Below are 14,251 nucleotides of genomic sequence, written 5' to 3' on the forward strand. Positions count from 1 at the left end.
TCCGGTCAGGCCCGCTCGGCGTCGAGCCCGTCCCGGTCGGCCCACTCCAGCAGCGGTTCCAGCGAGTGCGCGGTGCCGTCGATGTCCCGGTGCAGGTCGCCGAGCTCGGCGACGCGGGCGGGCACGGTGGCGATCGTGCACTCGCGCGGCTCGACATCGTCCACCTCGGACCAGGTGATCGGGGTGGACACGGTGGCCTCGGGGACGCCACGCACGGAGTACGCGCTGGCGATGGTGTGATCGCGGGCGTTCTGGTTGTAGTCGACGAACAGCTTGGTGGGGTCGCGGTCCTTGCGCCACCACGCGGTGGTCACGTCGTCGGGCGCGCGGCGCTCGACCTCCCTGGCGAAGGCGAGCGCTGCCCTGCGGACGTCGGCGAAGCCCCACCGCGGCGCGATCCGCACGTAGACGTGCAGGCCATTGCCGCCGGAGGTCTTCGGCCAGCCGACGATGCCCAGCTCGTCGAGCACCTCGTGGGCGACGTGCGCGACCCTGCGGACCGTGGTGAAGTCGCAGCGGGGCATGGGGTCGAGGTCGATCCGCCACTCGTCCGGCCGCTCGGTGTCGGCCCGCCGGGAGTTCCACGGGTGGAACTCCACAGTGGACATCTGGACCGCCCAGATGACGCTGGCCAGCTCGGTCACGCAGAGCTCGTCGGCGTGCCGGTCGTAGCGCGGGAAGTGGACGCGCACGGTCTCCAGCCATGGCGGCGCCCCGCGCGGGAGCCGCTTCTGGTGGACCTTCTCCCCGGTGACGCCGGTCGGGTAGCGGTGCAGCATGCACGGGCGCTCACGCAGCGCGCGGACGATCCCGTCGCCGACGGACAGGTAGTAGCGCACCAGATCGAGCTTGGTCTCGCCACGGGCCGGGAAGTACACCCGGTCCGGGTTGCTGATCCGCACCGTGCGGCTGCCCACCTCGACGTCCACCGCGGACTCTCCGGCCATGCGAGGACTGTACGCCGGACGCCCCGCGCCGCGGGTGCGCCGGCGGAGTGTGTCGAGCCGGCCGGCACCGCGAGTCGCGCGACCCGGTCGAGCCGGCGCCGGGACTCAGCGCAGCGCCTTGGCCAGGGTGCGCAGGCACAGTCCCAGCGCGTGGTGCTTGCCGGCGCCGTTCAGCTGGACGTGCTGCCAGGCGCCGTAGAGCACGCACCAGAGCAGCTGCTGCACCCACGCCGGCTCCAGCTCGGGGTCGATGCCGCCCTCGGCGTGCCCCCGCTCCACCAGCCGCAGCAGCGCCCGGTCGGCGTCGGTCTCCTCGTCCCACGCGTCGGACGCCGTCAGCTCCACGTCGTTGAACAGCAGGGTGAGCAGCTCACCCAGTTCGAAGTACTCCTGGCAGAGCCGGTCGAACGCCTCCAGCGCCGTCCCGTCGTCCAACCGTGCCCGCTCGGTCGCGGCGGCGATCTGTTCGAGCGCGTACTGGTTCAGCGCGGCCATGAGGTGGGCGCGCTCTGGGAAGTACCGGTGGACGGTGGTGCGCCCGACCCCGGCCGACGCGGCGATGTCACCCAGCGAGGCCGCCGGGTTCTGCGACAGCACCGCCACCGCGGCCTCCAGGATCGCCCGGCGGGTCCTGGCCCGGGTCCGGTTCTCCGTGCTCGCCGTGCCCTCCGTGCTCACCGTGGAGTTCTTCGTGGAAGTCGGCCGCTCCCTGTTCACCACGCCCATGGCCGCACCGTAGCATCTTGTTCCGAAATGAAACTCAGTTGACAGTGTTGGAACACGGATGTTCCACTCCCGGTCATGAGTGTCCCTACCTCTCCTCCCGTCGGTCGACTGCCGAGACTGCGGGTGCTCTGGTCCTTCGCCCGCCCGCACACCCGCACGCTCGCCCTCGGGCTGCTGCTGGCCCTCGTCGGCTCGGCCGCCGGGCTGGCGACCCCGATGGTCACCAAGTGGGTCCTCGACTCGCTCGGCGCCTCGGCGTCCCTGCTCGGCCCGGTGATCGCGCTGCTCGTGCTGCTGGTCGTCGGCCTCGTCATCTGGGCCGGCCAGTGGATCCTGCTGGGCACGCTCGGCGAGCGCGTGGTGCTCCAGGCCCGCGAGTCGATGGTGCGCCGGCTGCTGCGGGTCACCGTGCCGGCGTTGACCTCCCGCCCCCCGGGCGAGCTGGTCACCCGGGTCACCTCCGACACCGTGCTGCTCCGCGAGGCCGCCACCTCCAGCGTGATTGGCCTGGTCAACGGCGCGGTCATGATGGTCGGGACGCTGGTCCTGATGGGCGTGCTCGACATGGTGCTGCTCGGCACGACGGTCACGCTGGTGATCGTCGTCGGCGTGCTGTTCGCGCTGCTGATGCCCGCGATCGCGAAGGCGCAGGAGCAGGCCCAGGAGTACGTCGGCCGGCTCGGTGGTGTCCTGGAGACCGCGCTGCGCGCGATTCGCACGGTCAAGGTCAGCCGCGCCGAGGACCGCCTCGCCGAGCGCATCGCCGGCGACGCGCGGACGTCCGCCCGACACAGCATCCGCGCCGTCCGCCGCGAGGCCATCGCGTGGAGCACGGCGTGGTCCGGGGTCCAGCTCGCGATCATCCTGGTGCTGGGCATCGGCGCCTGGCGGGTGGGCGCGGGCCAGCTCGAGGTCTCCAGCCTGATCGCCTTCCTGCTCTACGCCTTCGGGCTGATCGACCCGATCACCGAGCTCAGCCAGAACGTCACCACCCTGCAGGCCGGCATCGCCGCCGCGGGGCGGATCCGTGAGCTCGAGCGCCTCGAGCCGGAGACCACCCCCGTCTCCGCCGCACCGACCACCCCTGCCCGCCGGGACGGCCCGGTGGTCGAGCTGCGTGGGGTGAGCGCCGCCTACGGGCCGGACGCCGAGCCGGCGGTCCGCGACATCGACCTGGCGATCCCCCGGCGCGGGCACACCGCGGTCGTCGGGCCCTCCGGCGCCGGCAAGACGACGTTGTTCTCGCTGATCCTGCGGTTCCTGGAGCCGAGGGAGGGCCAGCTGCTGCTCGACGGGCGGCCCTACGCCGAGCTCGCCCACGAGGAGATCCGCGCCAAGCTGTCCTATGTGGAACAGGATGCGCCGGTGGTGCCGGGCACGATCCGGGAGAACCTGCTGTTCACCCACCCGGACGCCAGCGAGGAGGAGGTGTGGGAGGTGCTGCGCCGGGTGCGGCTGGCCGACAAGGTCGCCGAGCTCGACGCGGGCCTGGACACGCCGCTGTCGTCCTCGTCGCTGTCCGGTGGGCAGCGGCAGCGGGTGGCCATCGCCAGGGCGATCCTGCGCACGCCCGACGTCCTGCTGCTCGACGAGGCGACCGCCCAGCTCGACGGGCTCACCGAGGCGGCCATCCACGACTGCATCCGCGAGCACGCCGCCGAGCACGCCGCGGTCACCATCGCGCACCGGCTGTCGACGGTGATCGACGCCGACACGATCGTCGTCATGGAGGCCGGCCGGATCCGCGCCCGCGGCAGCCACCTCGAGCTCCTCGCCACCGACCCGCTGTACCGGGAGTTGGTCGAGGCCCTGCGCATCGCCGACGCCGACCAGCTGGAGTACCGGTGACGACCGGCTGGGCTCGGCACCGGAACCCCTACCGGCGATGCACCGCCGCCGGCCCACCTTCGTAACCCACCGCACCCTGGGGGCCATCCCCGAGTCCATCGTATCGGGAATGGCGGTGTGGGAAGGGCGCGGAACGAAAGTGTGGACAACGTGGTGTCCTGAGTGGCCCGCTCATGCGCATTCGGTGTCCTGAACGGCCCGTTCATTCGCGTTCGGTGTGCCGAACGGTCCTTCGTGCGTTGCTCAGGGGTGGCCGCCACTCGAGGGTATGGGGCGTGGCGAGTCCGGCGCGTCGACGACGCGGCCCGGGCCCGGACCGACCTTCGGCCGTTCCGGGATGGGGCGGTCGCGCCTACCGTCGGTGGTCATGCGCAGACCCCGGGCCGCCGCGCTGACCACAGCCGTCGCCGTCGTCACCGCCGCCCTGCTCACCGCCCCCACCGCACACGCCACACCCACCACACCCGCCACCGGCGCGGCCACCGTGGTGCCGATCCAGGTCACCGGCGACCCCGCGACCCGGTTCAACCTCGTGATCCTCGGCGACGGCTACCGCGCCGGTGAGCTGGCCACGTTCCGCCGGCACGTGGACCACCACCTCAACGTGCTGTGGACGCTCGAGCCGTTCCGCTCCTACCGCAACTACCTCAACGTCTACGCCGTCGAGGTGCCCTCACCCGAGTCCGGCGTCGACTGCGACCCCGGCCTCGACGCGCCCCGCCGCGACACCCCGCTGGGCATGGGGTTTTGGGGCGGCTGCGACCCGGCGAGCGTCCAGCGCCTGCTCACCGTCGACGGCGCGGCCGCCACCCGCTACGCCGACCTGGTGCCCGGCACCACCACGGACAACCGGCAGATCCTGGCCGTGGCCAACAGCCCCACCTACGGCGGCGCCGGCGGCAGCCTCGCCACGGTGTCCGGCGGCAACGCCCTGTCCGCGCTGATCACCCCGCACGAGCTGGGCCACTCGCTGGGCGGCCTGGACGACGAGTACGACTACTACCAGCGCGGCGTGCGTGGCGGGCCCTACCGCGGCGGTGAGCCGGAGTCGATCCACCACACCCTGCTCACCGAGCGGGAGATGGCCGAGCAGCAGCGGAAGTGGTGGCGCTGGCTGGGCGAGCCGAGCGAGTCCGGCGGGGTCATCGGCCGCTACGAGGGCGGCCGCTACTCGGGCACGGGGGTGTGGCGGCCGAGCGAGCACTCGCTGATGAAGACCCTCGGCTACTACTTCGACCAGGTGAGCCGGGAGCGGCTGACCCAGCGCATCGCGGCGAAGACCCGCATCCTGCAGGACGGCACACCGAACGATCGGCCGGTGGGCGCCGACCGGGTGCTGTGGGTGCGAACGCTGCACCCACTGAGCCACGAGCTCGACGTGACGTGGGCGGTGGACGGCACGCCGGTCCCCACGGCCCACTCACGCGGCCTCGACCTGCGTGCGCTCGACCTCTCCCCCGGCCGGCACACGGTCACGGCCACCGTCGTCGACCCCACCGAGTTCGTCCGCGACCCGGCCATCCGCTCCTCCGCGGCGTTGACCCAGGTCCGGCGGTGGACCGTGGACACGGCGCTGACCACCCCGCCGGCGCCCACCCCGGTCGCCTTCACGCACACCACGCCGCGGAACGCCCCGGTCGGCGCCACCGATGTCGTGTACGCCGACACCACCCACCCGAACGATCGCGTTCCGCGGGTCACCTGGGCGCTCGACGGTCGCCCGGTGGCCAATCCCGGCAACGACCGGGACCTCGACCTGAAGGACGTGCCGCTCACCCCGGGCCGGCACACGCTGACCGCCACCGTGCGCGACCCCGCGGCCGCGGCTTCGGCGGAGACGGTGGCGTGGACGGTCGACGCCACGGGCCCGGCGACCCGGCACGAGCTGTCTCCGCCGCTGCTGACCGTGCGTCGGCCCGGCGCGCCGCCGGAGTACATCATGAACGGCCCGTTCACGATGAGTCTCACCGCGCGCGACGACTCCCCCGGCTACGTCGTCCGCGAGTTCCGCACCGACGGCGACGGCTGGTACCACTACTTCGGCTGGCCGACCGATCCCGGCGCGCCCTTCCGGTTCACCGCCGACGGCACCGAGATCGACGGGCTCGTCTACGGCAAGCTCGGCCGGCCCCGGCTCTCGCCGTGGGACGACGTGCCCCCCGGGTACGGCCGGCACACCATCGACTACCGCGCGATCGACCCGGCGGGCAACGTCGGCGGCATCGGCCGGTTCGTGGTGACCCTGCTGCCCGAGCCGCCGACCTGCACGACCACGGTCACCGGCCGGCACGAGGGGCCGTTGACCGTCGCCGCGGGCACCACCTGCCTGACCGGGGCGACGGTGAACGGCCCGGTCACGGTCGGCCCCGGCGCCGCGCTGGTGGCCACCGACGCGACCGTCACCGGCCCCGTGCTCGGCTCCGGCGCGCGCGTGGTGCAGTTGCTGCGCAGCACCGTGCGCGGCCCGGTGCGGATCGCCGGGACGACCGAGGACGTCACGATCGTCGGCGGCCGGGTGCGGGGGCCGCTGGAGCTGACCGGCAACGCGACCGGCGACCGGGCGGCGACCGTGGCCGGCACCGCGGTGACCGGCCCGCTGTCGTGCTCCGGCAACGTGCCCGCGCCGACGAGCCTGCACGCGCCGAGCACCGTCACCGGGCCGGCCACCGGCCAGTGCGCCACCTTCGACCGCCCCTGACGGTGGCGCACCGGCCGGGGAGCGCGGCCCGGGGCCGGCGGAACCGGTGCGCGAGTGCGGTGCCAGCGAGTAGTAGCGTCGTGATCCGTGCGCTGGCGATCACCGCGAGCAGTCGTCGCCGCGTCGGCCTCGACGTTGCTCGCCACCGTGCCGGTCTACCTCCTGGGGGCGGCGGCGACCGTGCTGCCGGCCGAGTGGCGGCTGGACGGCGCACGGCTCGGGTTGGTCGCGTGCGCGTTCTTCGTCAGCTCGGCGATCGTCTCGCAGTGGGGCGGCGGCCTCGCCGACCGGCGCGGCGCCCGGCCGCTGGTGCTCGGCAGCGCGGCCGGCACGGTGTTGGCGCTGCTGGGCGTCTCGCTGCTCACCGGGAGCTACTGGGTGCTGCTGGGCTGGCTCGTCCTCGCCGGCGTCGCGAACGGGATCGCCCAGCCGGCGGGCAACGTCGTGCTGGGCGACCATGTGCCGAGCGGGGCGCACGGGCTGGCCTTCGGACTCAAGGTGTCCGCGGTGCCGCTGGCGACCGCGGGCGCCGGAATCCTGGTCAGCGCCTTCGGGACGCTCCAGCAGGGGTGGCGGTACTGCTTCCTCGCGGCGGCCGCGCCGGCGCTCGCCGTGCTGCTGGTGCCCCGGCAGGCCCGCCGGCACTCAAGCCGGGACCGCGGGCACCCCACTCGGTTGGCTCGGCGCCGCGCCCTGTTCCTCATCGCGGCCGCGGCGGCGCTCGGGGCGGCGGCCAACACCGGCCTCGGCACGTTCTACGTGTCCGCGACGGTGGCCGGCGGGCAGCCCGCGGGAAGGGCGGCACTGTTCATGACGGTGGCCAGCGTCGTCGGGATCATGACCAGGGTCGGCTCGGGAGCGCTGCTGGACCGCTGGCGGATCCCGCCGTTCCTCGCCGCGGCGGCGCTGCTGGTCACCGGCCTGCTCGGTGTGCTGGCGATCGTCGCGCGCCCACCGACCGGGGTGCTGCTGGTCGCCACCCTGGCGGCCTTCGGTCTGGGCTGGAGCTGGCAGGGCCTGCTCGCGCACGGCGTCGCGGCCCGCTGGCCGGGCCGGGCCGGTGCGGCGACCGGCGCCTTCCACACCGGCCTGTTCGTCGGCGCGGCCGGTGGGCCGCTGCTCCTGGGCGTCGTCGCCGACCACGGCGGGTACGGCGTCGTGTGGCTCGTCATGGGCGGACTGCTCGCCGCGGCCACCACCGGCGTGCTGGCCGCGGAGTGGGTCACCCGGCGGCCCGACCATCGACGGGACTGTGAAGAAGCGCCCTCTTCCACGACAATCTCGTGAACCAATTTCTCCGACGGTGGGAGGGCCCGCGTGACCGAACTCCCCGAGCCGGCGGCTGGTCATTCCACAGTAGACAAAGCGGGAACGCCGCCGTCTCATCTCCTCGGTCCACTGTGAGCATCCAGATCGCGCGGCCGGCCGCGCGGATCCCGGCGGTGGTCCAGCCCCGCCCCTTCGCAGCGGGTGCGGGCCGGCCACTCGCTCCTCGCCCGGCGCATCGGAACCGCCGGCGGTGCCTCGCGCGCCGAACCGAACCCGGTCCCCCCGCAGTGAGGTAGTGACATGACGAGAAGACCGCTCCCGCCGGGACAGCGCACCGGGGTGCGTGGCCTGCTGTCGATCCTGGTCGCCATGCTGGTGGCCGCCGGGTCGCTGGGCGTCGCGGCCGGCCCGGCCGCCGCGGCGCCGGGCACCACGTTCCCGACGCTGGCCATCGACCGGGACTTCCCCGACCCGGACATCCTCCGGGTCGGTGACCGCTACCACGGCTACGCCACCAGCGGCCCAGCGGGCCGGGTCCCGCACGCGTCCGCGCCGAGCCCGACCGGCCCATGGACGGTGCACGGCGACGCGCTGCCCACCAAGCCGGGTTGGGCCGGCAACGGCGGCTTCTGGGCGCCGGACGTGTCCCGCCGCGCCGACGGCACCTACCTGATGTACTTCACCGCCCCCAGCCAGGCGGCCGGGCGGATGTGTCTCGGCGCCGCGGTGGCCGACACCCCGGCCGGCCCGTTCCGCGCGGTCGGCACCGGTCCGCTGGTGTGCGACGCCGCCGAGGGCGGCGACATCGACCCGGCGAGCTTCGTCGACACCGACGGGCGGCGGTACCTGCTGTACAAGAACGACGGCAACGCGATCGGCCGGCCGACCATCCTCTGGCTGCAGCCGGTGGCGGCCGACGGCATCACGGTGACCGGGGTGCGGCGGGAGCTGCTGCGCAACGACCGGCCGGAGGAGGCCGGCGTGATCGAGGCACCGGTGCTGGGCCGCCGCCCGAGCCACTACGTGCTGTTCTACTCGCTCGGGGTGTACAGCGGCCGCGGGTACCAGACCAGCTACGCCGTGTCCGGGTCGCTGACCGGCCCGTTCACCAAGGCGTACCGGTCGCTGGTCACCACCGACTCGGTCGACGGCAGGGTCGTGGGCCCCGGCGGGGCGGACGTGGTGAGCGGTCCGCACGGGGACCACCTGACGTTCCACGGCTGGTTGAGCGGCGGGGGCGCCCGCGGGATGTACGTCGCCGAGCTGGGCTGGGCCAACGACTACCCGGTGGTCCGCGGCAGCCGGGTCCGCTACGAGGCCGAGCGGGGTCGGCTGAACAACGCCGAGGTCCGCACCGGCGCGCGCGGGGCGTCGCAGGGCGCCGTGGTCGCCAGGATCGACCACGCGGACAGCTGGGTCGAGCTGTCCGTGTTCGCCGCGCGCGCCGGTGGGCACACCGTGCACGTCGGCTACGCCGCGGGGTACGGCGCCGCGCAGCACACGCTGACGGTCAACGACGGGCCCGGTGTCGTCGTCGACTACCCCGACCACGGTTGGGACAACTGGCGGCAGGTCGCCGTACCGGTGGAGCTGCGCGCGGGCTGGAACACGGTGCGGTTCACCCACCGGACCCGGTGGGCCGAGCTGGACTTCGTCGAGGTGGCCTGAGTCGAGCGCCGAGGCGACGTGAGCCGAGCGTTCACCCGTCGCGAACCGGGCGGTGGCTTTCGATGGCTCTCGATGGCTCTCGATGGCTGTCGGTGGCTGTCGGTCCCGCGGTCCGGTTCGTCCTTCCCGCCCCGAACCCGCGCTCCGGCCCCGCTCTCCCGGGTGAGTTGCGTCGCCATCGCGGTCCGTGACCGGCACGGCGACATATACTTAGTTAGTACAAGCATCAAAATATCCGGAGCGTCCTCCAGTGCCCGGAACGAGTGCCCGGAACAGGTGCCCGGCACGCGGAGGGGCGGCAACGGGAGGCTGGTCACGATGGTCGAGTCGCCATTCACCGACAACGCCGCCGGCGAGGAGGAAGCTCGCCGCATCGCCGAGCTGTGCGACCACGATCCGCAGGTCCGCGCGGCCACACCCCTACCGTCGATCACCGCCGCCATCCAGGAACCCGGGACCCGGCTCGCCTCGGCGGTCGCGACCGTCATGACGGGCTACGCCGACCGGCCGGCGCTGGGTCGGCGGGCCAGGGAGCTGGTCCGGGATCCGCGCACCGGGCGGACGACGACGAGGCTGTTGCCGAGGTTCGAGACCCTCAGCTACGCCGAGCTGTGGGCGAACGTCCGCGCGGTGGCCGGTGCCTGGCACCACGACCCGGACGCTCCGCTCGCCGCCGGCGACACCGTGGCCACCCTGGGCTTCACCAGCGCCGACCACGTGACCCTCGACCTGGCGTGCGTCCATCTGGGCGCGGTCGCGGTGCCGCTGCAGTCCAGCGCCCCGGCGGGGCAGCTCGCGCCGATCGTCGCGGAGACCGCACCACGCATCCTCGCGACCAGCGTCGAGCAGCTGGACACCGCCGTCGAGATCGCCTCCGCGAGCCCAGCGCTGCGTCGGGTGGTGGTGTTCGACTACGCGCCCGAGGTCGACGACCAGCGCGAGGCGTTCGACGCCGCCCGCCGCCGGCTGGCCGGCGGCCCGGTCGTCGTCGAGTCGCTGGCCGACGTGCTCGACCGCGGCCGGCGGCTGCCGGAGGCGCCCCTGTCCACCGAGGGGGACGGCGACCGGCTGGCCCTGCTGATCTACACGTCCGGCAGCACGGGCACACCCAAGGGCGCCATGTACCCGGAACGGCTGGTGCACCAGCTGTGGGTGAGCGGGTTCTCCCCCGACGGGTGGGCCGAGCCGCCCACGATCGGCGTCAGCTACCTGCCGCTGAGCCACATCGCCGGGCGGATGACCGTCACCGCGGCGCTCGCCCGCGGCGGGACCACCTACTTCACCGCGCGCAGCGACCAGTCGACCCTGTTCGAGGACATCGCCATGGTCCGCCCCACGGACCTGATGCTCATCCCACGGGTCTGCGACCTGCTGTACGAGCGGTTCCTGAGCGACCCCGGCTGGGCGGGGGCCACCGACCGCGCCGCGACCGAGGCGCGACTCGCCGCGGCGTACCGGCGGGAGGCGCTCGGCGGGCGGGTGATCCGGGCCACGTGCGGCTCGGCGCCCCTGTCGCCGGAGGTCGCCGCCTTCGTCGAGTCGGTGCTGGGGTTGCCCCTGCACGACGGCTACGGCTCCACCGAGGCCGGTCCCGTCCTGGTCGACACGCGGGTGCTGCGCCCGCCGGTGCTCGACTACAAGCTCGTCGACGTGCCGGAACTGGGGTACCGCACGTCCGACTCGCCCCACCCGCGCGGCGAGCTGCTGGTCAGGACCGAGCGGGTCATCCCCGGCTACTACCGGCGGCCGGACCTCGACGCGGAGATCTTCACCGAGGACGGCTACTACCGCACCGGCGACATCATGGCCGAGCTCGGCCCCGACCGCCTCGCCTACGTCGACCGGCGCAAGAACGTGCTGAAGCTGGCGCAGGGCGAGTTCGTGGCGGTCGCCCGGCTCGAGGCGATCTTCGCCGCCAGCCCGCTCATCCACCAGATCTTCGTCCACGGCAACAGCACTCGGTCGTTCCTGCTCGCGGTGATCGTGCCGAGCCGGGAGGCGATCAGCCGGGCGGAGGCGAGTGGCACGGACCTCGCCGCCCTGCTCCAGGCCGAGCTGCGGCGCGTCGCGCAGGACGCCGAGCTGCACCCCTACGAGATCCCGCGGGACTTCCTCATCGAGACCGAGCCGTTCAGCGAGGAGAACGGCCTGCTCACCGACTCCCGCAAGCTGCAGCGGCCACGGCTGCGGGAGCGCTACGGCGAGCGCCTCGAACAGCGCTACGCGGAACTGGCCGAGGGCAACCGGAGCGAGCTGGGTGAGCTGCGCCGGACGGCGCGTGAGCTGCCGGTGCTCGACGCGGTCCTCCGGGCCGCGCGGGTCCTGCTGGGCGGCTCCGGCGCCGAGCCGAGCCCCGAGGCGCGCTTCACCGACCTCGGCGGCGACTCGCTCTCGGCGCTGTCGATGGCGAACCTGCTGCGGGAGATCCTCGACGTCGAGGTCCCGGTCGGCGTCATCGTCAGCCCGGCCACCGACCTGCGGGCACTCGCGGGCTACGTCGAGCGGGAGCGCGGGTCCGGCACGAGGCGACCCACGGTCGCCACCGTGCACGGGCCGGGATCGGCGGAGGTCCTGGCGAGCGACCTCACCCTGGAGAAGTTCCTCGACGCCGACACGCTGGCGGCGGCGACGGCGCTGCCCCGGCCGAGCGGCCCGGTGCGCACCGTGCTGCTGACCGGCGCGAACGGGTACCTCGGCCGGTTCCTCTGCCTGGAATGGCTGGAACGGGTGGCGCCGAGGGGCGGCACGGTGATCGGCATCGTCCGGGGCGGCGACGCGGCCGCGGCGCGCGAGCGCATGGAGGCGGCCTTCGACACCGGTGACCCCGAGCTGCTGCGGCGCTTCCGGGAGCTGGCCGGGCACCTCGAGGTGCTCCCCGGCGACATCGGTGAGCCGAGCCTCGGCCTGGACGAGCGGACGTGGCGACGGTTGGCCGACTCGGTCGACCTGGTGGTGCACCAGGCCGCGCTGGTCAACCACGTCCTGCCGTACGACCAGCTGTTCGGCCCCAACGTGGCCGGCACCGCCGAGCTGATCCGGCTGGCCCTCACCACGCGGCTCAAGCCGGTCACCTACCTGTCCACGGTGGGGGTCGCGGCACAGGTGGGTCCGGCGGCGCTCGACGAGGACGCCGACATCCGCGTCACCAGCCCGCGGCGGCGCCTCGACGAGAGCTACGCCAACGGGTACGCGACCAGCAAGTGGGCCGGCGAGGTGCTGCTCAGGGAGGCGCACGACCGGTTCGGGCTGCCGGTCGCCGTCTTCCGGTCCGACATGATCCTCGCGCACGGCCGGTACGCCGGGCAGCTGAACGGAACCGACATGTTCACCCGGCTGCTGCTGAGCCTCGCCACCACCGGGATCGCACCGGCCTCCTTCTACCGCGGTGCCGGCGAGGGGCGGCCGCGCGCGCACTACGACGGACTTCCGGTCGACTTCACCGCCGAGGCCATCACCACCCTCGGCGAGCAGGCCACGGAAGGGTTCGCCACCTTCAACGTGGTCAACCCGCACGACGACGGCGTCTCGCTCGACGTGATCGTCGACTGGCTCGCCGGCGCGGGGTGCCCGATCGAGCGGATCGACGACTACGCCGAGTGGTTCGCCCGGTTCGAGACCGCCGTCCGTGCCCTGCCGGAGGACCGGCGGCGGCACTCGATGCTGCCGCTGCTGCACGCCGTCCGCCACCCCGAGGAGCCGGTGCGCGGCTCGGCCGTTCCCGCCCGCCGGTTCTCCGACGCCGTGCGGGCCGCCAAGATCGGCCCCGGTGGGGACGTCCCGCACCTCTCGGCCGAGCTGGTCGGCAAGTACGTCGCCGACCTGCGCCGGCTCGGTCTCCTCCCGGCGTGACCCGGCGGGACGACCTAAGCTCGCCGCGGTAGGCGACATCGCAGCGGAAAGGCGCGCGGGTGGACTTCCGATCGACCCCTGGCCGGCCGGTCGAGCACCGGGCAGCCGCCGTGCCGGCCCGGCGCGTCGATCCGGTGGTGCTGCTGGCGATCGCGGCCGGCGGCGTGCTGGGCGCGCTGGCCCGGTTCGGCGTCGACGCCCTGCTGCCGCACCGGCCCGGCACGTGGGCGTGGGCGACGCTGCTGGTCAACGTCAGCGGGTGCCTGCTGATCGGCGTGCTGATGGTGCTCGTCGAGGAGGTGTGGCCGGGCCGGCGGCTGCCGCGCCCGTTCCTCGGGATCGGCCTGCTCGGCGGCTACACCACGTTCTCCACCGCGATGGTCGACGCGCAGCAACTCGCCCGCGCCGGCGCGGCGCACACCGCGGTGCTCTACCTGGGCGGCACCCTGCTGGTGGCGCTGACCGCCGTGGCCGCCGGCGCCGCCGGCACCACCGCGCTGCTGGGGTGGCGGCGAACGAGAGGACCCCACACATGAAGTCGTCGGGCACCGCGCTGCGGCTGAGCATCTTCGTCGGCGAGACCGACCGATGGCACCACAAGCCGCTCTACAGCGAGATCGTGCACCGCGCGCACGCCGCCGGACTCGCCGGCGCGACCGTGCTGCGCGGGCTGGAGGGGTACGGGGCCGCCAACCACATCCACACCACCCGGATCCTGTCGCTGTCCGACGACCTGCCGGTGGTGATCGTGATCGTCGACGCCGAGGACCGGATCCGCGCGTTCCTGCCCCAGCTGGACGAGCTGGTCGCCGAGGGCATGGTCGTCCTCGACCCGGTCGAGGTGATCCGCTACGTCGGGCGAGGGGCGGCCGAAGGGTGACCGTCCTGCTGGTGGCCGCCGGCGCGGCGGTGGGCGCGCCGCTGCGGTACCTGCTCGACCGAGCCATACAGTTTCGGCACGGCTCGGCCTTCCCCTGGGGCACGCTCGCCGTCAACGTGCTCGGCTGCCTCGTGCTCGGCCTGCTCACCGGGCTGCCCACGACACCGGCGGTGTCGGCGCTGGCCGGCACCGGCTTCTGCGGCGCGCTCACCACCTACTCGACCTTCGGCTACGAGACACTGCGGCTGGCCCGCGACCGCGCGTGGCTGCTGGCCGGGCTCAACGCCGTGGGCAGCCTCGTGGCCGGGCTGGGCGCCGCCTACTGCGGGCTGCTCGCCGGGACGGCGCTCGCCCGATGAGCCCGGC

10 protein-coding genes are annotated in these 14,251 nt (G+C 73.9%); 8 read left to right on the forward strand and 2 right to left on the reverse strand.

Translation table 11 applies throughout. From position 1 onward, the window contains the following. Positions 1–5: 5 nt before the first annotated feature. On the reverse strand, positions 6–947 hold the full coding sequence (ligD, locus tag BM051_RS03575) for a non-homologous end-joining DNA ligase (protein ID WP_092527783.1): 942 nt from the start codon (positions 945–947) through the stop codon (positions 6–8). A gap of 105 nt (positions 948–1,052) precedes the next feature. Continuing rightward, the gene (locus tag BM051_RS03580; RefSeq protein ID WP_092527786.1) at positions 1,053–1,673 is read right to left on the reverse strand and encodes a TetR/AcrR family transcriptional regulator; all 621 of its coding nucleotides are present in this window, start codon (positions 1,671–1,673) and stop codon (positions 1,053–1,055) included. Positions 1,674–1,748: 75 nt separating this feature from the next. Between BM051_RS03580 and BM051_RS03585 the strand changes: the two genes are divergently transcribed. From BM051_RS03585 to crcB, 8 genes are all read left to right on the forward strand, one after another. Then, positions 1,749–3,521, forward strand: coding sequence for an ABC transporter ATP-binding protein (locus tag BM051_RS03585; protein ID WP_208325936.1), 1,773 nt, complete (start codon positions 1,749–1,751; stop codon positions 3,519–3,521). A gap of 367 nt (positions 3,522–3,888) precedes the next feature. Beyond that, complete coding sequence (locus BM051_RS03590; RefSeq protein WP_092528492.1) at positions 3,889–6,219, forward strand: M64 family metallopeptidase; 2,331 nt, start codon at positions 3,889–3,891, stop codon at positions 6,217–6,219. An 87-nt stretch (positions 6,220–6,306) separates the two neighbouring features. Next, positions 6,307–7,506 carry an MFS transporter gene (locus BM051_RS03595; RefSeq protein ID WP_092527789.1) on the forward strand — a complete coding sequence of 400 codons (1,200 nt, stop codon included), beginning with the start codon at positions 6,307–6,309 and terminating at the stop codon, positions 7,504–7,506. Between the two features lie 282 nt (positions 7,507–7,788). After that, the gene (locus BM051_RS03600) at positions 7,789–9,156 is read left to right on the forward strand and encodes a family 43 glycosylhydrolase (RefSeq protein ID WP_208325937.1); all 1,368 of its coding nucleotides are present in this window, start codon (positions 7,789–7,791) and stop codon (positions 9,154–9,156) included. 318 nt (positions 9,157–9,474) lie between these two features. Continuing rightward, a complete protein-coding gene (car, locus tag BM051_RS03605; protein WP_092528496.1) occupies positions 9,475–13,005 on the forward strand; it encodes a carboxylic acid reductase in 3,531 nt (1,176 codons plus the stop codon). Positions 13,006–13,064: 59 nt separating this feature from the next. Beyond that, positions 13,065–13,541 (forward strand): fluoride efflux transporter FluC, encoded by a 477-nt coding sequence (locus BM051_RS03610; protein ID WP_243859530.1) that lies wholly within the window; start codon positions 13,065–13,067, stop codon positions 13,539–13,541. Then, the gene (locus BM051_RS03615; RefSeq protein ID WP_092527792.1) at positions 13,538–13,885 is read left to right on the forward strand and encodes a DUF190 domain-containing protein; all 348 of its coding nucleotides are present in this window, start codon (positions 13,538–13,540) and stop codon (positions 13,883–13,885) included. The genes BM051_RS03610 and BM051_RS03615 overlap by 4 nt, the downstream gene beginning before the upstream one ends. After that, positions 13,882–14,244, forward strand: a complete 363-nt coding sequence (gene crcB / locus BM051_RS03620; RefSeq protein ID WP_092527795.1) for a fluoride efflux transporter CrcB — start codon at positions 13,882–13,884, stop codon at positions 14,242–14,244. Before BM051_RS03615 ends, crcB begins: the two co-directional genes overlap by 4 nt. Positions 14,245–14,251 lie beyond the last annotated feature (7 nt).

This window comes from Amycolatopsis arida, from assembly GCF_900115565.1.
In the GTDB taxonomy this organism is placed as follows: domain Bacteria; phylum Actinomycetota; class Actinomycetes; order Mycobacteriales; family Pseudonocardiaceae; genus Yuhushiella; species Yuhushiella arida.